The following is a 19,057-nucleotide window of genomic DNA, read 5'->3' as shown; positions in this document are numbered from 1 at the left end:
GCTAGCGGATGCTTCGGGGATCCAGAGCGTCGCGCAGGCCATCCCCCACGAAGTTCAGTGAGAGCAGAGTCAGGGAGAAGAAGACACCGGGGAAGAGCAACAGCCAAGGGGCAGTGTCCATGCGTTGGGCACCGTCATTGATGAGCACACCCCAAGATGAAGCGGGGGGCTGAATGCCGAGACCTAGGAAACTCAGTGTTGCCTCCAGCAGCATCACCCCGGGCACCGTCAGACTGGCATACACAATCACCGGCCCAATGACATTTGGCAGCAGGTGCCGCAGAAGGATGCGACTGGTGCCCGCGCCATAGCTCCGGGCAGCGGTGACGAACTCTTGATTCTTCAGCGAGAGCACCTGACCGCGCACGACACGGGCCATGGTCAGCCACTCCACCGCACCGATGGCGGCGAACAGAAGGAGGAAGCTGGCATTGAAGCCGAGGTCCGTCGCAGCTCCTTTGAGCGCAGGGATCACGGAAAGCTTGTCCATGACCCAGGCCTCCGCGCCGACTAAAAATGGGTGGGTTCCCAGAACCGCGGTGAGGATGATGACGAAGTTGAGGAAGGGGAAGGCATAGAGAATGTCCACCACCCGCATCATGGCGGAGTCCGTGCGCCCTCCCACCAGGCCTGATACCATGCCGTAGATCACGCCAATCGCCACGGCGACGCCGGTCGCCACAAAGCCCACCAGCAATGTCACCCGGCCCCCATACATGGTGCGGGTCATCACATCGCGGCCCAGGGGGTCAGTGCCCATCCAGTGACTGGCACTGGGAGCGGCCGTCTTGTTGTTCAGATTCTGGTCGGTCTGCTTGTAGGGGGAGAAGGCTGGACCGACGATGCAAAAAGCAAAGAGCAGGGCCAGGAAAATGAGGCCGGTCACCGACCGCGCATTGCTGAACAGTCGTCGTCTGGCCGTGCGCCAGGGGGATTCGATGGAAGCCTTGGGAGGCGCGAGAGGAGCCAGGGTCATGACTTCAGTCCGATTCGCGGGTTGAGCGCTGCCTGGATGATGTCCACCAGCATGTTAAAGACGAGGATGAGGACGGCAAAGAGAAGAGTGATGCCGACAGCCAGGGTGTCGTCCCGGTTGATCGCAGAACTGATAAAGTGCTGTCCGAGACCCGGGATCTGAAAGACGGTCTCCGTCACCATGGAACCTGTGAGCAGACCCGCTGCGGTGGGACCGAGGAAATTCAGCAACGGAAGGCAGGCCAGCTTCAAGGCATGACGGATGACTACCACGGGTTCACTCGCTCCCTTGGCGCGGGCCGTGCGGATGAAGTCTTGAGCAAGCGTTTCGCGAAGTCCACCGCGGGTGAGCCGCGCCACATAGCCGCTGTAGATAAGACCCAAGGTGAGCGAGGGTAGCACCCAGTCTGCTGAATCGTGCCAGCCTGCCACATTGAACCAGCGCAAATAGAGCCCGAAGATCATGGCGATCAGGGGGCCGAGGACAAAGCTGGGGATACAAATTCCCAACGTGGCCGTGGCCGTTGCCCAGTGGTCGTCAAAAGTGTTGGGACGCAGGGCGGCGATCGCGCCCAGTGGAATGCCGATGGCCAAGGCGATAAGCAGTGCAGGAACCGCCAGGGCGACAGATACGGGAAAGGCTTGTGAGATCACTTCTCCCACGCCGCGGCCGGGTGACTTGACGCAGTCGGGCGGGTTGAAGGTGGCGAAGGCCTTAATGTGCAGCCACATCTGGACAAGCCAGGGCTTGTCGTAGCCGTAGTAGGACTCCAGAGTCTTGCGCACTTCTTCCGGCACATTGCGCTCCCCGTTGAAGGGACTGGTGGGCGAAAGCTTTTGCAGGACAAAGGTGATAACGAAGACCGCCAGGATCACGACGATGCCTTGCAGAAAGCGGCTGATGAGAAACCGGGTCATGCGATGTCAGGGGGCAGGGGGGCCACGGTTGCGGGTTGATTGAGGACGGAATGGTCCAGATACCAGCCCTTGTAGGCGCGGTGCTGCAGGACGCTCGGTACCCGGCCCTTGAGTTCCGGTCGCGAGGCATACACATGCACATACCAGTAAAAGGGGATAATGGGCATCTCATCCAGCAGGATGGATTCCGCCTGACCGAGTAGATTGAGGCGTTTCGTCGCGTCGGCCTCGCGGTTGGATTGGTTGATCAGATCGTCATACTGGGCATTGCTCCAGCCCGTTTCATTGTTGCCGTCACCCGTCTTCCACATCGACAGGAAAGTGAGGGGATCCGGATAGTCTCCACCCCAGGCGGCCCGGCAGACGGAGTAGTTCATCTGACGCTGGGATTCCAGATAGACCCCCCAGTCCTGATTGAAGATCCCGACATGGATGCCCAGATTCTTGCGCCACATTTCCTGAACGGCTTCAGCGATGACCCGGTGCGCCTCGTGGGTGTTGATGAGGATGTCGAACTTCGGGAACCCCTTGCCTCCCGGGTAGCCCGCCTCTGCCATCAGACGCTGCGCCTCGGCTGGGTCGAAACGGATGACCTTGGGCGCCTGTGGGTAGTCGAGGCTTTCAGGGTACGGTGTGAGACCTTGGGAGGGCTTCTGTCCTGCCCGGAGGATGTTGTTGATGATGCCGTCGCGATCAATGGCTAGGCTGAGGGCTTTGCGGACCCGCACGTCCTTCAGCATCTCCCGCGTAGTGTTGATGCGGTAGAAGTACACGCTCAGGATCGGCTCACTCGTGAGCACATCCTTGTGGTTTTTGGCATACTCCTGCACGAGAGGATTGGGCAGGGTGAAGGTCGAGTGGATCTGGCCGTCCCGGAAGGCCCGCTCCTCGGTGGTATCGCTGGCGATGGGCACGAAAACGATCTTCTTTATGCGGACGACGCCAGCGTCCCAATAGTAAGGGTTCTTTTCCACCGTCAGGGAGTGCGTGAACCGCCACTCCTTGAGGGCAAAGGGGCCATTTCCTACTAGGTTGCCCGCCTTCGTCCAACGGCTGGCCCGGTCCGTGGGGCTGCCGAATTTCTCGATGACATGGCGGGGCACGGGAAACCAGGAGTAGTGCTTCATCATGCCCAGCAGGTAGGGCATGGGGCCGACCAGCGTGAGCTGTAGCGTGTGGTCATCCAGGGCCTTCACTCCCACCTGGGTGAAGTCTTTCAGTGTGCCCTTGTTGAATTCCTCCGCATTCTTGATGGGGAAGAGCATGGACGCATACTGCGCCCCGAGGGCTGGCGTCAGGATGCGCTGGTACGACCAGACAAAGTCGTGGGCGGTGAGCGGGGTGCCATCGCTCCACTTGCCGTCAGGTCGGAGGTGGAAGGTCCAGTTGATGGAGTCCGCAGTTTCCCAAGAGGCAGCCGCGCCGGGGGCGGGCTTGTCGGGATTGGCCACATCCGGAGCCACCAGGCCCTCGAACAGGGCGGCGAAGACCATGTGCTCTGGTTGCCCAGTGGCCACGTGGATGTCCAGGGTGCTCAGTTCCGTGGCATTTCCCAGCAGGAGTGTGTCCTCCTTCGTGGCTTCGTTCACCCTCAGCGGCCTGTTCGACCGGATGATGTGAAAACACACCAGCCCGCCAGCGAGCGCAGCAAGTACCAGGAGGCGGGTGGTCCACTTCATGGGCGCGCATTCTAAGGGGCTTGGTCACCCAGTAAAGCCTGGACGTGAAAATGCGGAATTTTAGGCGGTTTTATGAAAGAAAACACGTCCCACCCCCGCGAGGGTGAACATCCTGGGACGGACAGATTTCTCAACCTTGATCCGGCGGATGTTGAAGATGAAAAACTTGTGCGGCCGTGCGTTCTGTACGAAGCGTTTTGATTGACTGAACATGAGGGACTATTTCATCCGCCGCCTTCTCCTCATCATCCCGACTTTGCTCGGGGCGACGCTCGCCGTGTTCTTCATCACCCGGATTGTTCCCGGGGGGCCTTTGGAAGCTCGAATGCGACAGGCGATGGCGATGGCCTCCGAGCGCAGCATGAAGGATGCGGGTGGATCCCTCAGCGAGGAGCAAAAGGAGCAGCTCGCCGCCTACTATGGCTTCGACAAGCCGTTCTTTGCTGCCTACTTGATCTGGCTGGGAGCCGCTCCCCAGGAGGTGGAAAAGCAGTACATCAAATTCGAAGAAGGGCAGAATGAGACCAAGGTCACCTTGAAGTCGCTTCTGCCGCGAGCCCAATGGACGGCCACGAATGCTTTCAAGGTATCTGAGGCCACAGTGGACCGGAAGGGGGCGTTGACGGGACCGGATGTGGTGGGCTGGAAGACCAAGGCTGAGCCCGAGAAGCAACGGGTCACCGTTTTCCGGACCAAGTTCAATGGCTTGCTTCAAGGGAATCTGGGCGTCTCCACCCGGTACAACGACCGGGTCTGGGACATGATCAAGGAGCGCATGCCAGTTTCGATCTTCTATGGGTTGATCACCTTCATCCTCACCTACGCTGTCTGTATTCCGCTGGGGGTGATCAAGGCGATCAAGCACCGCACGGTTCTGGACAACGCCACCTCAGTGGTCATCTTCGTTGGATATGCCGTTCCTGGGTTTGTCCTTGGGAGTCTCCTCGTGGTTTATCTAGCCGCCCGCATGGGCTGGTTCCCGACGGGAGGATTTGTCGGGGAAAACTTCAATCAACTGAGCCTGCCAGGAAAAGTGTGGGACCTGGTGCATCATGCCGTGCTGCCCCTGATCTGCTACATGGTCGGCGGATTTGCCTTCATGACCATGTTGGTGAAAAACAACCTCATGGACAACCTCGCGGCAGATTACGTGAGGACTGCCATTGCCAAAGGGGCAACTTTCCGTGGTGCCGTTCTGGGGCATGCCCTGAGGAACTCCCTCATCCCTCTGGCCACCACACTTGGACAGGTCGTCACGGTGTTTGTCGGGGGCTCCATCCTGATCGAGCGCATCTTCGACATCAATGGGTTTGGCATGTTGAGCATCCAGGCCATCACCGACCGGGACTATCCGCTGGTGATGGGCGTGTTGGTGGTTTCCGCCTTTCTCACCCTGCTTGGGAACATCCTTTCTGACTTCTTCGTGGCGCTGGCGGATCCGCGCATTCGTTTCCGATGAGTTTATCTCCACGCAAACTAGGTAGCGCCCTGCTGGGCTGGGCTTTGGGGTCGGCAGCCTTTCAATGGGCGGGCCTTCGGGTGCCCTTTTTTAAGCTTCCGCAACTCGCGGGGGAGGAACTCACGGAGGTGATCTTCTCCGTGGCCAGACTCTGTGGAGCCAAAGGGGAGTGGACGGCCAATCCCGTAGGGTTTGCCAGCGTGGTCTCATGGATCGTGCTCGCGCTCGTGACGGTCGTCAGCCTCTATTTCCTGATCTGGCATGCGCCACAATGGCAGTTCAATCCTCTGACCCGGAAGAAGATGAGCCGGTTCCGCTCGATCCGGCGGGGATATGTGGCCTGGCTTATCCTGCTCGCGCTCATCTTCGTGGCCTGCCTGGACAACCTGCTGGTGGGCAAGCGGGCTCTGATGGTGCACTACGACGGGAAGTACTATTTCCCGTTTGTCTCTCCGCTGATCCCTGGAAGCACTTTTGGTCTGCCCTATGACAGCGAGACGGAATACCGGACGCTCAAGAAAAAGCTCGCTGATGAGAAAGACGGATCCAACTGGGTGCTGATGCCTCCCGTGCCCTACGGGGCTCATCTGGATGCACCTGAGGTGGTGGAGGAACTGGAGGATCGTGGCGGGATTGTCTATCGCCCCGGTGCCGCCCAACCCTTTGATGGTCGCGCCTACAGCGTGTTTCCGTCCAAGCCCAGTCAGCCACGCCAAGAGTGGACCTATCGCAAGGGGCTTCGACACGGTGACATGCGGGGCTGGAATCCCGCAGGGGAGCAGGTGGAAAAGGGCAAGTTCGAGGAAGGGAAGCAGGCTTCCTACAGCGACTTCACCGATGGCAAGGCGGCCGAGCTGGAGGCTGGTTCCGGATTGCAAACCCAAGTCTTCCCGCCGATGGCACCCTCGCTACTGCACAAGCACTACCTGGGTACCAACACCAGCGGTGGGGATGTGCTGGCCTCACTCTTCGGTGGTCTTCAGCAATCGATCTATGTGGTGATCTTCTACCTCGTGATCACGGTGACCCTGGGGGTGGTGTTCGGGGGGCTCATGGGCTTCTTTGGCGGATGGATCGACCTCTTCGGGCAGCGGATCATCGAGATCTGGTCCACCATGCCCTTCCTCTTCATCGTGCTGATTGTGAGTTCGGTGATCCAGCCGCAGACCTCCATCCTTGTGCTCATCATCTGCCTCTTCTCCTGGGTGAGCCCCACGCTCTACATGCGTACCGCCACCTATCGCGAAAGAGAGCGTGACTACGTGGCCGCCACCCGGTTGCTCGGGGCGGGTACGGGTCGGATTCTGTTCAAGCACATCCTGCCGAACACCATCGCCGTCTTTGTCACCCTGGTGCCTTTCATGGTGCCGGACATCATCATTTCACTGGCTGGCCTCGACTTCCTGGGATTTGGGCTTCCGCCGGATCAGCCCAGCTGGGGGCGCCTCCTCCAGGAAGGGACGGAGAATTTCAACTATCCATGGATCGTGAGCTCAGCCTTCTGCGCACTGGTCTTCGTGCTCGTGCTGGTCACGTTTGTCGGGGAGGCCGTGCGTGAGGCCTTCGATCCCAAAAAATTCACCACCTATCAATGATGCCTGCGATGAGGAAAGCCCTATGGTGGGGCGTGTTGGCTGCCTCCCTTGCCATGGGAGGAATCTCCGCCCATGCGGAGGACGACCGTTTCCCCCCGTATGACAACACGGAAGAGGTCAAGGCATTCTGGAAGTCCAAACCGGACTTCTTCCAGTGGAAGACACCGGCGGACCTTCCAACTGACCTGAAATGGGAGAATGGCGGCGATCTGCCGGAGATGGGTGATCCTGCTGCCAAAAAGGGCGGGACATTCCATGACTATATTGAGTCATTTCCTGCAACCTTCCGGGTCAACGGGCCGGATGCCAATGGAACGTTCCGTAGCGAGCACCATGACAACATTCTGGTCACGCTGGTGCAGCGCCACTTGAATGTCGATGGCTGGGTGCCGGGACTGGCCGACGAGTGGGCCATTTCCCCGGACAAGAAGACGATCTACTACCGGCTCTGTCCCACCGCGACCTACTCGGATGGCGTGCCCGTGGAGGTGGAGGACTTCTTCATGACGTTCTTCATCATGCTGAGCCCTCACATCCAGGACCCTTGGTACAACGACTTCTATGCCAAAGAGTTCAAGGCGATCACGAAGTATGATGATCACACCTTCTCGATCACCATCCCGAACTTGAAGCCTGATCCGCTCTGGTATGCGGATCTCCCGCCGTCCCCACGGCATTTTTACAAGGAGTTCACCGACGACTATCCCGCCCGGTATCAGTGGAGAAAGTCACCCACCACGGGAGCTTACGACATCCTGCCAGACGGCATCAAGAAAGGGCGCTCGGTCACCCTCACCCGGGTGAAGAACTGGTGGGCCAAGGACCGGAAGAACTTCCGCTACCGGTTCAATCCTGACTTCCTTGAGTACAAGGTGGTGGCCAACATGGACAAGGCGTTCGAGATGTTCCGTCAGGGTCAGCTCGACTTCTACATCATGGGCCTGCCGCGCTACTGGTATGACAAGGCGGAGATCCCGGAGATCTACAATGGCTACATTGAGCGCGGGCTCTTCTACAGCGTCTATCCCCGCATCTCCCGGGGTATTTACCTGAACCAGAGCAAGCCACCTCTCGACAATCTCGACGTGCGCCTGGGCATCAACCATGCGCTCAACTTCAAGAAGGTCATTGAGATCGACTTTCGCGGCGACCCCAGTCGCATGAAAAGCACTTTCGCAGGATTTGGGCGCTACACCAATCCGGCTCTCAAGCCTAGGGAGTTTGATGTCGCCCTCGCAGAGGAACATTTCGTCAAGGCCGGGTTCACCAAACGGGGTGCGGATGGGATCCGGGTGAACGACAAGGGGCAGCGCCTGAGCCTGACCCTGTCATTGCCCAATATCGGGCCCATGGTGCAGATCGCCATGCGATTGAAGCAAGAAGCCTTGAAGACGGGATTGGACCTCGGTGTGGAGGCGCTCGACACCACCCAGCTTTATAAAAAGATCGACCAGAAGAATCATGAGATGTGTCTGGTGGGATGGTCCGCGCAGCCCCCTTATCCACGTTTCTGGGAGTACTATCATTCCGACAACGCCTGGAAGTTGCAGCCAGATGGCACCAAGAAAGTGGTGCCGGACACCAACAATGTGACGATGACGGCCGATCCGGAAATGGACCCATTGATCGACCAGCAACGTGTGGCACCCACTGAAGAAGAGATGCAGCGGCTCTGCTGGATCCTGGAGGAGATGGTGGAGGCCAAGGCGGTCTCGATTCCCGGATGGGAGTCTCCCTGGTATCGCTACGGCCACTGGCGCTGGGTGCGCTGGCCGAAGGACGGCAACCTCAAGAACAGCCAGCTCCCGCTCGACACGTATGTGCACTGGCTTGATGAAGACGTGAAGGACGAGACCCTGGAGGCGAAACGCTCCGGAAAGTCCTTTGGAGAGACGCTGCGCGTGTTTGACCAGTACAAAGATCAATGAGTGCCGCTGAGAACATTCTTGAAGTGAAGGATCTGGTCACGGTGTTTGACACCGATGCTGGCCGGGTGACTGCCGTGGACGGGGTGCGGTTTGAGGTCAAACGAGGCAAGACGCTGGGTCTGGTGGGGGAGTCAGGTTGTGGCAAGAGTGTCACGGCGTTTTCCATCAACCGTCTGCTTCCTCAACCCCATGGGAAGATTGCGGGAGGTTCCATCTCGTTTGAAGGGCGCAATCTCGCGGGACTGAGCGTGGAGGAGCTTCGCCAGTTCCGAGGGCGGGAGATCAGCATGATTTTCCAGGAACCCATGACGGCTCTGAATCCTGTGCAGACGGTGGGCAAACAACTGGCCGAGGCCATTCTGCTTCACCAGAAATGCAGCTCGCGAGAGATCCTGCAACGGTCGGTTGAGCTGCTCACGAAAGTCCGCATCCCCTCGCCGGAAGTGCGACTGCAGGAGTATCCGCATCAGCTCTCCGGCGGCATGCGGCAACGCGTGATGATCGCCATGGCGCTGGTGCACAAGCCCAAGCTTTTGATTGCTGACGAGCCCACCACCGCGCTGGATGTCACGGTGCAGGCTCAGATTCTGGACCTGATCAACAGTCTCCAGACGGAGATGGGCATGAGCGTGTTGTTGATCACCCATGATCTGGGAGTGATTGCTGAGACCTGTGATGAGGTGGTGGTGATGTACGCGGGTCGTGTTGTGGAGCGTGCGCCCGTGGCCGAGATCTTTTCCTCCCCGCGACACGCCTACACTCAGGGCCTGCTGCAGAGCATTCCCAAGATTGAATCTGTGCCCAAGTCGCGGCTCAAGGCGATTCCCGGCAGTGTGCCCGCTATCGAGACCCTGCTCCCGGGTTGTCGCTTCGCTGAGCGCTCGGGTCGGCCCCACCTGCCGGAGCACTTGAACCAGCGTCCGCCCTTCATCGAAATCTCTCCCCAGCACTGGGTGGAACAATGCCCCGTTTGCGTCGCATGAGCTTGCTGAACGTTGAAAATCTGAAGATGCATTTCCCTGTGCGCGGGGGGATCCTGATGCGTGCTTTGAAGACCTGCAAAGCTGTGGATGGTGTCTCGATCTCCGTTTCCGAAGGCGAGACACTCGGCCTGGTGGGGGAGTCTGGCTGTGGAAAGACGACGCTCGGCAAGGCCATCGTACGGCTCTACCAGCCCACGGACGGCAAGCTCCAGTTTGAAGGGCAGGACATCACGCGTGTCAGCCAGCGGGCGCTTCGTCCCATCCGCCGCGACATCCAGATGATCTTCCAGGACCCTGCGGAGTCACTGAATCCGAGGCTGACGGTGCGTGACATCCTCGAGGAACCTTTCCTCATTCAAAAGCAGGGCACGACGGCGGAACGCCGCCAGTGGGTGGGGGAACTGCTCGACAAGGTTGGGCTTGCCTCGACCGCTGCGGACCGTTTCCCTTTCGAGTTCTCCGGCGGCCAGCGGCAGCGCATCGGCATTGCCCGCGCCATCGCGCTCAAACCCAAGCTGATTGTCTGTGATGAGCCGGTGTCCGCGCTCGACGTCAGCGTGCAGAGCCAGGTGCTGAACCTGATGCTGGACCTCCAGCGGGAGATGGGATTGAGCTATCTTTTCATTGCTCACGGGCTCTCCGTCGTGAAGCACATGAGCGACCGTGTGGCGGTGATGTATCTGGGCAAGATCGTGGAGCTGGCTCCTTCTGAAGAGCTCTACCACAATCCGCGTCACGCCTATACTAAAGCGCTCCTGGATGCCATCCCGGTGCCAGATCCCTCGAAGCGCCGCCCCCGTCGGCTGCTCTCGGGAGACGTGCCTTCCCCCATCGATCCACCCAAGGGCTGCGCCTTTGGCCACCGCATGAAGCATCCCAAGTGGGAGCAGAGTGTGGGCATGGACCTCAAGCTGGAGGAGATCTCCCCCGGTCACTGGGTGCAGAAGTGCCCCTGCTGTGTGGACTAGTCTTTGTTGATTCCTCAATCCCTCACCCCGACCTCCCTGCATGGCTGCTGACTTCACCCAACGCAAAGAGGCCTGGGCGCGGAAAATGCAGGAGCGGGGTGCGTATCGCCTGGAGGAGCGCTCCACCGATCGCTTGCCACCGGGCCAGCACTTGGCCTCCGGGTTCCCCGTGCTGGATCTCGGCATCCATCCCAAGGTCAAGTTGGACGACTGGCAGCTGGAGATTGCCGGAGAGGTGGAGGTGCCCCTGAAGCTGTCTTGGGCCGACTTGATCGCCCTGCAACAGGATCAGCGCACCAGTGACTTCCACTGTGTCACGACCTGGAGCAAGTATGACTGCGCCTGGAGCGGCGTGCCGCTGATGGATCTCCTCGACCGGCTCCGCCCCCACGAAGACGCCCAGTTCGTGTTCTACACCAGCTATGACGGCTACACCACCAACACCCTGGTGGAGGACTGGACCCATGCGGATGCCCTGCTGGCCACGCATTTCGAGGGGAAACCCATCACGCTGGAACACGGTGCCCCGGCACGGATTGTCATCCCGCATCTCTATGCGTGGAAGAGCGCCAAGTTCGTGCGCAAGATCGAATTTCTCAGTGCGGAGCAGCTTGGGTACTGGGAAAAACGCGGCTACAGCAACACCGCCGATCCCTGGTTGGATGATCGGTTCGCGGAAACGACGAAGTCGTATCTTCCTTGAGGGGAGGAGGCGTTGCGCGAGTGGATTTAGACAGAATTTACGGAATTTACGGAATTAGGGTAAGGGCTTTCAGCGGGCTGAAGATCTGGATGCCTCCAGCCACGACTTCCGCCAGGAGAGAATGCGACGCTCCAGGGGGGCACCGAGAAGCCAGCACGCGATCAGAGGTGTGGCAATGAAGACCGGGCCGGAGATCCAGACGGGGCTGCCTGCGAGTACGGCCCCGGGTTTGAAGAGGATGTCGGTGAGACCGATGACTGGCTGGTGGAGGAGGTACAGAGGGTAACTCCAGATGCCGAGGGTGTGGGCCAGCTTCCTCCAACGAACTTCACGCAGCCAGGTCGCGTCCTGCAGGCGGGCAATCAGTATTGCAAAGCCGATGCCGGCGATCAACTCCAGACCGTGCAGGAGGAAGACACGACGGGAGTACATCCAGAACCCCGTGTAGAGGGCCAGATAGACCAGTGCCCCGAGGGCCAACACCAGATTGAATCCTCTGCCGGGCTTCCATGCCTGGCTGATTTGAGCCCAACGATCATAGAGGCCCACGCCGACCAGCCAGATGAGAAACCGGACGGTCACGGTCCATGATTCATTCAAGGGGCCATGTGGCTTACCGTTAGCTGCCCACCAAAAGACGAGACCGCCAGTGACGAGCAAAGTGAGGGTGACCGCGCTCAACCAGGCTCGTGCCGAGTGAAAGCGGCAGGCCATCAAGATCAGGGGCCACACCAGATAGTAGAGGCACTCGTTGGTGAGGCTCCATGAGGGGGCAAAGTGCTCTGTGTAGCCGAGGAACCCCTGGAGCATGAAGAAATAGCCTGTGACTCTGCTCCAACTGAAAAGATCCGGCTTGGGGTTGAGCCATTCCGCGAGAAGACAGGCAGCGATGCCTACGAGAAAAAGCGGGTAGATGCGGCTGAACCGGGCCCGCAGATAGTCACTGAAGCTCCACGTGCCCGTCTCCAGACTGCGACGGATGCTCATCTGAATGCAGAGACCGGAGATCACGAAGAAGCCCATGACCCATACCAGGCCCATACCCACCGAGGCCTGGAGCACACGGATCACGAAGGCGTCACTCGTGGCCCACTCACTGCGCAGCATCGTCTGGCGGAAGGCGTGGGAAAGCAGTACTAGCACGGCCAGGAGCCCTCTGAGCAGATCCAGACCTGCCGAGGTGCTCTCATCCAACTTCGGTGCGGTCGCTTGGGTCAAACCAGCCCCTCCTTCAACGCTTTGGCCACGGCTCCCGTACGGGTGTTCACCTCCAGCTTGCGATAGATGCCGCGCAGGTAGGTATCCACCGTGTGCAGGCTCAGGCCCAGCCGGTCAGCGATCTCCTTGCGGATGAACCCCTGCACCATCAGTTCCAGCGTTTCCCGCTCGCGTGTGCTCAGGCCATAGTCCGCATGCCGCGGGGCGAACCTGGAGAAGAGTTCCAGCACTTGATGGGCGATGCACGGCGTCATGGGCACGCCACCCTTCAGCGATTGCTGGATGCCGGTGATAATTTCCTCGATCGAAGAGTTCTTCAGGAGATAACCCTGGGCTCCGTTGCAGATGGCCTGGGTGATCTTGGCGGCGTCTTCAAACACGGTGAGCATGAGCACCCGGCAGTCGGGGGCACGGTCGCGCATGGCTGGCAGGAGATCAATGCCGCTGCCATCCGGCAACCCGGCATCCAAGAGGACGATCTGAGGCGGCAGGCGGTCCTGCATGGCCTGCATCAGGGCCCTGCCCGTGCCGAACTGCTCTTCACAGTTCAGCTCACCGGTCGCGGTCAGGGCACGGGCCACCGCGCCGCGATACACGGCATTGTCTTCAACGATCCAGACGCGGGGCAGGGACATGGGCGAAGGCTGGGACGGGAAGGGGGGATTTGCAACTCACGAGTGTCCGGGAGGTCTGCGGTCCCGGTTCCGCCACCGGCTCACACTGGCCAGGGCACCCGGATCTGGACTTCGCAGCCACCTTCCTCCGGAGAGATCAGCCGCACCTCCCCGCGCAGGGAGCGCGCCCGCTGCCGCATGTTGTCCAGCCCGTTGCCTGAGCTGGGAGTTTCACCTGCTTTTGGCAGCCCTTTGCCATCGTCCTTGATGCGTACCACCATGAGGCGGCCCTCTCGGCTAAAGGAAATCACCACATGCTTCGCTCCGCTGTGCCGGGTGATGTTTTGCAGGGCCTCCTTGAAGATGAGGAAGAGCTCTCGCTTGAACTCCAGTTCCAGTCGTGGAGGCAGGGCAGTCTCCGGAGGTTGGAACTGCACGTTCAAGCCTGGAAGCATGCGTCCGGCTGTCAATCGCAGGCCGCTGATGAGATCCCCGGGCATGCCCGGCTGCACCATCCACACGAGGTCGCGCATAGAGGCCGCCGTCTCATCCGCCACCCGGCAGACCTCTTCCAGGATCTGGCGGCGCAGAGGCGGGGAGGCTGTGTGGCTAGCCTCCCTGCTGAGCAGGGAAATGCCGGCCAGATTGCTGCCCACCTCGTCATGCAGATCACGGGCAATGCGTTGCTGCAGGGCGCGCAATTCCTTGCGGCGACGCAGTGAATTGCGGACCAGGGAGGTGGTGAGCAGGGTCAGCGTGAGCAGCACCAGGCCGATGCCACCCCGCAGGATGCCGCGCTTCCATTTGGATTCCCGTTGGGTGCGCTGATCTTTCAGGGACTTCAGTTCATGCTCCAGACGGGAGGATTGCTGGAGTTCCTGCACCCACTCTTGCAGCGGCAGGATCGGGTTGTCACTGGCGTCGCCATCCACGAGGTTCTCATTCGCCCAGGGTTTGTCGGGGTACACGCTGGTGGTGGTGACCATCGCCTGCCGGGCCACGTTGGCACCTGCGGAATAGACCTGCACTTCAGACAGGGCGAACGCGTGATCCGTAAAACGCTCCCACTGCTGGGTGGCGGTGATGCGCACCATGCGGGCCTGAATTCCATCGGCCGGCAACGTCACGGCATTCATGCCGGGGTTGGGCACATCATGCCCAGTGAAGTCTGCGATCGTGCGGGGCGCGATGAACGAGGGATCGTCAGCGCACTCCACCCGGTAGCGCACTGGAAAGCCAAAACCGAGCCAGTGGGGGTAGCCCTCCCACCGCATGGGAAACAACCGCACATCATCCAGAGGCATCACCTGGCCAAGGTCCAGCGTGATGGAGACTGGGGTGGTGGCCTCGGGGTAGGCCACGCTGTGCCACCCCTTGCGTGGCTTCGAGCCTGAGCCCACTGGAGCCCCCAGCACGCTCTCGCCATCGGTGAGATTCTGCAGAGACCAGACGGGAGGCGCCTCCCGGGAGGTGGGGGCGGTGACCCGACGTCCCGCGGCGAGATTTTCGTCGCCATGCAACACCATCACTTCCGCGAGTGCCAGGGAGGGCCAGTTGACCCGACCGTCTGATCCCACTCGGCCAGTGGGTCCGGTGGCGGTCACTCGCAGGTGCCGTCCCTGGGCGCCCTTTGCGTGAACCAGCAGCGGAGTGCGACCGGGATTGGGCAGGTCTTCCGTGAGGTCGGCCAGCACTTGCTCATTGGCCATGTCGGACGTCTCGGCCACGGTGACTCGAAACCGCCTGGGGAATCCGTACCCTGAAATGCCGCCCAGTTCCCGGGGGAGCACCACGGGAACCAGCACCACGGTGTCAAACTCCCGGTTTGAGCCCAGATCCACCTGCACCCAGATATCTCCCGCCCTTCCACTCTGGAGAATGCGGCTGTGATAGCCGAGGCGTTCCCCTGTTTGCTCCTCAGGGAGGCGGGCCAGCGTGGCGTGGCGGGCCTGCAGGAGCGTGATGTCCTCATTCAGATGCTTGAGCGTGCCATCCAGACGTGAAAGCCAGGCCCAGCTGGAGACCTCTGTCTTGGCGGACAAAGAAGGGCTTTGACTCTGGGCACAGACCGGAATCCTCCATGCGAGGCACCCAAGTGTGCAGGCAATGATCAGGAATCGGGGGGAACTCATTACGTTGCAGAACGTGCCTTGAGTGAATCACGTTCTGCAACCCTGAGGAAGAAAGAATTCTTCCCATCAGCTCCGGCTGCGGCCGGATTTCTGTATTTCCTCCAGCTTGGCTGCCATGGCTGCGGCCTTGTCGGGATGTTCGCTCAGGACGTTCACCTTCTCTCCCAGATCGCTGGAGAGATCGAACAACTGCCCCTTCTCATCTTTGCCTGATTCGACTCCGGTGTTCTGCTGCCGCTTCGGGCCCTTGCCCGGGGGGATGTATTTCCACGTACCGTGACGCAGGGAGAGCTGGCTCGCGTGCTCCACCAGGTACTCCCGGCCGGTCTTGGATTCGCCCAGCAGCGCTGGAAGGGTGTTGAGACTGTCGGGAGCCACGTCCGCAGGCAAGGTCTGGCCGGTGAGCGCGGCAAAGCTGGCCATGAAATCGATCTGGCACATGAGGGCGTTGGAAGTGCCGGGCTTGATGCGATCGGGCCAGCGGACGATGAAAGGCACGCGGGTGCCACCTTCGAAGTTGCTGTATTTGCCACCGCGCACAGGGCCGGCAGGGCTGTGGGCGCCCAGCTTGGTCACGGCTTCATCCTGATAGCCGTCATCCACTACGGGACCATTGTCGCTGGAGAAAATGATCAGCGTGTTTTCCGTCAGCTTCAGTCGCTCCAGCGTGGCGAGGACCTCGCCCACACACCAGTCGAGCTGTACGATGGCATCACCGCGGGGGCCCATCTCGGTCTTGCCCACAAACCGGGGGTGAGGCACCCGGGGTACATGGATGTCATGGGTGGGGAAGAAGAGGAAGAAGGGCTTCTCTTTGTTCTGCTCCACGAACGCCGTGGCCTTGCGCGTGATCGTGTCGGCAATGTCCTCGTCCACCCAGCGGGCTGCTTTGCCGCCGGTCATGTAGCCGATGCGGCTGATGCCGTTGACGATGGTCATGTCATGCCCATGGCTGGGCTTCATCTTCAACAGGTCGGGGTTCTCCCGGCCCGTGGGCTCGTCGCCGATCTTCTCGCCATAACGCACGGAGATGGGATCGGCGGGATCCAGGCCCACCACCCGATGATTCTCCACGAACACGCACGGGGTGCGGTCACCGGTGGCCGGAATGAGGAACGAGTAGTCGAACCCGATCTCAAGCGGCCCCGGTTTGATCTCGGCGTTCCAGTCCACCTTTTGCTCCGCGGCGCCAAGGCCGAGGTGCCACTTGCCGACGACACCCGTGGTGTAGCCTGCCTGCTTCAGCAGAGCGGGCAGGGTGAGGCGCCCTGGCTCGAAGATCAGGGCGGCATCACCCGGCAGGATGGCGGTGCCTTTTTTCCTCCAGGCATACTGGCCCGTGATCGTGGCGTAGCGCGTGGGGGTGCAGGTGGCAGAGGGGGAGTGGCCGTCAGTGAAGCGGAGGCCCTGCGCCGCCAGGCGGTCCAGATTGGGTGTGTTAACCCGGGTGGCCCCATAGCAACTCAGGTCTCCATACCCGACATCGTCGGCCAGGATGTAGATGATGTTGGGTTTTTCCGCAGCGGGCAGCGCGGCGGACAAGCCCAGCAGGGCAGCAGTCAAGAGGAGGTGGCGAACCGTCATAGGTATAGAATGTCTGACTGGAACGAAGTGTCACCCCTTCTGTTTCGGCAAAATGCACTGCATGGAATGTCGCGTTCCGGTACATTTGAGGCGGATGTGGCCGTGATCGCAAGACCCCGCCGGCTGGCGGCGATTGGTCAGACATGCGTTCACCCTCCTTCCTCTCGTGGAACTTGCTGATGGTAGCTGCGGCATGTGGCGTCCTGCTGAGCCCATCGTTGTCAGGCGCGGCGGATGAAAAGAAGGGAGAGGGCCACCAGGCGGCCTACTTTGAGCGACAGGTCTCGTTGATTGAGGATGCTTCAGCTGTTGCCCAAGTCAGGAAAGACACCTGGAACGCCTTCCGCGACCAGAGCCGGGCGGAACTGGCGGAGATGCTGGGGCTGGATCTGACCGCAGCGCGCACCGATCTAAAAGTTACGAAGACGGGTGAGTTCGAGCACGAGGGCGTTGTGGTGGAGAACCTGCACTACCAGTCCCGGCCTGGGCTGTACGTCACGGCGAACCTCTACCGGCCCAAGGTGGTGGAAAAACCTCTGCCCACCGTGCTTTACGTCTGCGGTCACTCCAGCATGACAAAGGATGGCGTGAGCTATGGCAACAAGTCCGGCTATGAGCACCACGGGGTCTGGTATGCGAAGCATGGGTTCGTCTGCCTCATTATCGATACCGTGCAATTGGGTGAAATCCCTGGCGAGCACCATGGCACTTATCGGTTGGGGAAATGGTGGTGGATGGCCCGAGGGTACACGCCGGCCGGGGTGGAGGCCTGGGCGGGCATCCGTGCGCTGGATTATCTGGAGACTCGCCCCGAGGTGGACAAGACCCGCTTTGGCGTGGCGGGGAGGAGCGGTGGCGGTGCTTATTCCTGGTTTGTGGCCGCCCTGGATGAGCGGATCAAGTGTGCGGTGCCCACGGCTGGCATCACCACCTTGCGAAACCACGTGGTGGACGGTTGTGTCGCCGGGCACTGCGACTGCATGTTTTTCGTGAACACTTTCCGGTGGGACTATGACCGTCTTGCCGCACTCGTCGCTCCGCGGGCCCTGCTGGTCACGAACACGGACAAGGACGGCATCTTCCCCATCGATGGCGTATTCAACATCTACCAGTCCACCCGCCGGGTTTACAAGGCCCTGGGGGCCGAGGGGAACATCGGTCTGCACATCGCAGAGGGGCCGCACAAAGACATGCAGCCGCTCAATACGGGTGAGTTTCACTGGATGATGCGTCATCTCCAGGGAGCGGGCCTGATGGACACCACAGATACCCCGGCCGTGAAAGGCATCCCCATGGAGAAGCTCCGCGTCTTCCAGGAACTGCCTGCCGATCAGATCAACACCCGCGTGGATGAGGTGTTCGTTCCTCTGGCAGGTGCGGTGGAAACGCCACAGGATCAGGCAGCCTGGGACAAAATGCGTGAGGGCTGGATGGAGGCCCTGCGGTCGAGGTGTTTTGGCGGCTGGAGCAGTCTGGGAGAGCCTGCGACAAAGCTCTCCGATCCTGTTGTCACCACGAACCGCGATGTCACGCTGACCGCCTGGAAGCTCGCTCCTTCATCTGATCGCGATCCAGAAGGGGGCGGGGATTTGTTTCTGCTCCACGGGGCCGCGTTCAAGCCCGAGGATCTGGAGCTGATGGTGCTGCACGCGCTGGATGACGAGGGCTGGCAGGAGGTGGGCAACACCTTTGGCGCAGCCTTCCCCGCCGTCGTGGGACAAAAGGTAGCAGCGAAGCCCGATGACAAAGCGTTTGCTGAGGAACGCGACATGCTCACCCATAGGAAGTGGGGCATGATCTACTTTTGCCCGCGCGGCGTGGGCCCGCGGGCATTGTCTCCTGACGTGAAGACACGCACTCATCAGCTTCGTCGCTACTACCTGCTGGGGCAGACCCTGGAAGGGCAGCAGGTCTGGGATGTCCGCTGCGCTATTCGGGGATTGCGGAGCGTGGACGCGCTCAAACAAGCGTCACTGTGGATCCAGGCCAGCCGCCATCAGGCCGGGAATGCGGTCTATGCCAGCCTCTTCGAAGATGGTATCACCCGTCTGGATCTGCATGAGGTTCCCACATCCCATCGGGACGGCCCGGTGTACCTGAATGTGTTGAAGTATCTGGACCTGCCCCAAGCGGCGGCCATGGCCGCCCAGCGCACCCGTGTGATCATCTACGCCGACGACAAGTCGCCATGGGAGTTCGCCCGGTCATTAAATGAGAAGTTCGCGTGGGATGCAGAGAAGAAAGCGGGCTTGCAGTTGCGGGATCTTCCTAAACCCCGGTGAACCGTTCTGGTGGAGGGTG

General features: G+C 60.5%; 14 protein-coding genes. 7 read left to right on the top strand and 7 right to left on the bottom strand.

All coding sequences use genetic code 11. The annotated features are described in order from the left end of the window. Position 1 precedes the first annotated feature (1 nt). From BV106_RS34290 to BV106_RS34280, 3 genes are read right to left on the bottom strand one after another with little or no spacing between them, the layout of a single operon-like run. Complete coding sequence (locus tag BV106_RS34290) at positions 2 to 976, bottom strand: ABC transporter permease (RefSeq protein WP_038172673.1); 975 nt, start codon at positions 974 to 976, stop codon at positions 2 to 4. Next, positions 973 to 1,893 carry an ABC transporter permease gene (locus tag BV106_RS34285; RefSeq protein WP_038172672.1) on the bottom strand — a complete coding sequence of 307 codons (921 nt, stop codon included), beginning with the start codon at positions 1,891 to 1,893 and terminating at the stop codon, positions 973 to 975. Before BV106_RS34285 ends, BV106_RS34290 begins: the two co-directional genes overlap by 4 nt. Then, on the bottom strand, positions 1,890 to 3,572 hold the full coding sequence (locus BV106_RS34280; RefSeq protein ID WP_051946932.1) for a peptide ABC transporter substrate-binding protein: 1,683 nt from the start codon (positions 3,570 to 3,572) through the stop codon (positions 1,890 to 1,892). The genes BV106_RS34285 and BV106_RS34280 overlap by 4 nt, the downstream gene beginning before the upstream one ends. 211 nt (positions 3,573 to 3,783) lie before the next feature. Here BV106_RS34280 and BV106_RS34275 point away from each other — a divergent pair, with 211 nt between their 5' ends. The 6 genes from BV106_RS34275 to BV106_RS34250 are packed head-to-tail and all read left to right on the top strand — an operon-like array spanning position 3,784 to position 11,208. Beyond that, positions 3,784 to 5,031 (top strand): ABC transporter permease, encoded by a 1,248-nt coding sequence (locus BV106_RS34275; protein ID WP_038172670.1) that lies wholly within the window; start codon positions 3,784 to 3,786, stop codon positions 5,029 to 5,031. After that, positions 5,028 to 6,626, top strand: coding sequence for an ABC transporter permease subunit (locus BV106_RS36735; protein ID WP_081892564.1), 1,599 nt, complete (start codon positions 5,028 to 5,030; stop codon positions 6,624 to 6,626). Before BV106_RS34275 ends, BV106_RS36735 begins: the two co-directional genes overlap by 4 nt. Before the next feature lie 8 nt (positions 6,627 to 6,634). Then, positions 6,635 to 8,554: an extracellular solute-binding protein gene (locus tag BV106_RS34265; RefSeq protein WP_265596373.1), complete on the top strand. Its 1,920-nt coding sequence runs from the start codon at positions 6,635 to 6,637 to the stop codon at positions 8,552 to 8,554. Then, a complete protein-coding gene (locus tag BV106_RS34260; protein ID WP_038172666.1) occupies positions 8,551 to 9,537 on the top strand; it encodes an ABC transporter ATP-binding protein in 987 nt (328 codons plus the stop codon). Before BV106_RS34265 ends, BV106_RS34260 begins: the two co-directional genes overlap by 4 nt. Next, positions 9,534 to 10,505 (top strand): oligopeptide/dipeptide ABC transporter ATP-binding protein, encoded by a 972-nt coding sequence (locus tag BV106_RS34255; RefSeq protein WP_038172664.1) that lies wholly within the window; start codon positions 9,534 to 9,536, stop codon positions 10,503 to 10,505. The genes BV106_RS34260 and BV106_RS34255 overlap by 4 nt, the downstream gene beginning before the upstream one ends. A gap of 40 nt (positions 10,506 to 10,545) precedes the next feature. After that, a complete protein-coding gene (locus BV106_RS34250; protein WP_038172662.1) occupies positions 10,546 to 11,208 on the top strand; it encodes a sulfite oxidase-like oxidoreductase in 663 nt (220 codons plus the stop codon). 69 nt (positions 11,209 to 11,277) lie between these two features. Here the strand turns inward: BV106_RS34250 and BV106_RS34245 are convergent, their stop codons facing one another. The 4 genes from BV106_RS34245 to BV106_RS34230 all read right to left on the bottom strand — a co-directional run bounded on the left by BV106_RS34245 (position 11,278) and on the right by BV106_RS34230 (position 16,756). After that, on the bottom strand, positions 11,278 to 12,426 hold the full coding sequence (locus BV106_RS34245; RefSeq protein WP_081892562.1) for an acyltransferase: 1,149 nt from the start codon (positions 12,424 to 12,426) through the stop codon (positions 11,278 to 11,280). Next, a complete protein-coding gene (locus tag BV106_RS34240) occupies positions 12,423 to 13,061 on the bottom strand; it encodes a response regulator transcription factor (RefSeq protein WP_038172658.1) in 639 nt (212 codons plus the stop codon). The genes BV106_RS34245 and BV106_RS34240 overlap by 4 nt, the downstream gene beginning before the upstream one ends. An 80-nt stretch (positions 13,062 to 13,141) precedes the next feature. After that, complete coding sequence (locus BV106_RS34235; RefSeq protein WP_038172656.1) at positions 13,142 to 15,082, bottom strand: histidine kinase; 1,941 nt, start codon at positions 15,080 to 15,082, stop codon at positions 13,142 to 13,144. A 156-nt stretch (positions 15,083 to 15,238) separates the two neighbouring features. Then, positions 15,239 to 16,756, bottom strand: coding sequence for an arylsulfatase (locus BV106_RS34230; protein ID WP_038172654.1), 1,518 nt, complete (start codon positions 16,754 to 16,756; stop codon positions 15,239 to 15,241). 143 nt (positions 16,757 to 16,899) lie between these two features. On the opposite strand from BV106_RS34230, the gene BV106_RS34225 reads away from it, so the two are divergent. Continuing rightward, positions 16,900 to 19,038, top strand: coding sequence for an acetylxylan esterase (locus BV106_RS34225; protein WP_265596372.1), 2,139 nt, complete (start codon positions 16,900 to 16,902; stop codon positions 19,036 to 19,038). The last annotated feature ends 19 nt before the right edge of the window (positions 19,039 to 19,057 follow it).

The organism is Verrucomicrobium sp. BvORR106, assembly GCF_000739655.1.
Taxonomy (GTDB): Bacteria; Verrucomicrobiota; Verrucomicrobiia; order Verrucomicrobiales; family Verrucomicrobiaceae; genus Verrucomicrobium.
This window is presented reverse-complemented; position numbering and strand designations above follow the sequence as displayed.

Excerpts from the sequence above, each read along its gene's own strand:
- BV106_RS36735 (WP_081892564.1), top strand. The coding sequence starts at position 5,028 with ATGAGTTTATCTCCACGCAAACTAGGTAGCGCCCTGCTGGGCTGGGCT.
- BV106_RS34225 (WP_265596372.1), top strand. The coding sequence starts at position 16,900 with ATGCGTTCACCCTCCTTCCTCTCGTGGAACTTGCTGATGGTAGCTGCG.
- BV106_RS34230 (WP_038172654.1), bottom strand. The coding sequence starts at position 16,756 with ATGACGGTTCGCCACCTCCTCTTGACTGCTGCCCTGCTGGGCTTGTCC.
- BV106_RS34275 (WP_038172670.1), top strand. The coding sequence starts at position 3,784 with ATGAGGGACTATTTCATCCGCCGCCTTCTCCTCATCATCCCGACTTTG.
- BV106_RS34255 (WP_038172664.1), top strand. The coding sequence starts at position 9,534 with ATGAGCTTGCTGAACGTTGAAAATCTGAAGATGCATTTCCCTGTGCGC.
- BV106_RS34280 (WP_051946932.1), bottom strand. The coding sequence starts at position 3,572 with ATGAAGTGGACCACCCGCCTCCTGGTACTTGCTGCGCTCGCTGGCGGG.
- BV106_RS34285 (WP_038172672.1), bottom strand. The coding sequence starts at position 1,893 with ATGACCCGGTTTCTCATCAGCCGCTTTCTGCAAGGCATCGTCGTGATC.
- BV106_RS34240 (WP_038172658.1), bottom strand. The coding sequence starts at position 13,061 with ATGTCCCTGCCCCGCGTCTGGATCGTTGAAGACAATGCCGTGTATCGC.
- BV106_RS34265 (WP_265596373.1), top strand. The coding sequence starts at position 6,635 with ATGAGGAAAGCCCTATGGTGGGGCGTGTTGGCTGCCTCCCTTGCCATG.
- BV106_RS34260 (WP_038172666.1), top strand. The coding sequence starts at position 8,551 with ATGAGTGCCGCTGAGAACATTCTTGAAGTGAAGGATCTGGTCACGGTG.
- BV106_RS34290 (WP_038172673.1), bottom strand. The coding sequence starts at position 976 with ATGACCCTGGCTCCTCTCGCGCCTCCCAAGGCTTCCATCGAATCCCCC.
- BV106_RS34250 (WP_038172662.1), top strand. The coding sequence starts at position 10,546 with ATGGCTGCTGACTTCACCCAACGCAAAGAGGCCTGGGCGCGGAAAATG.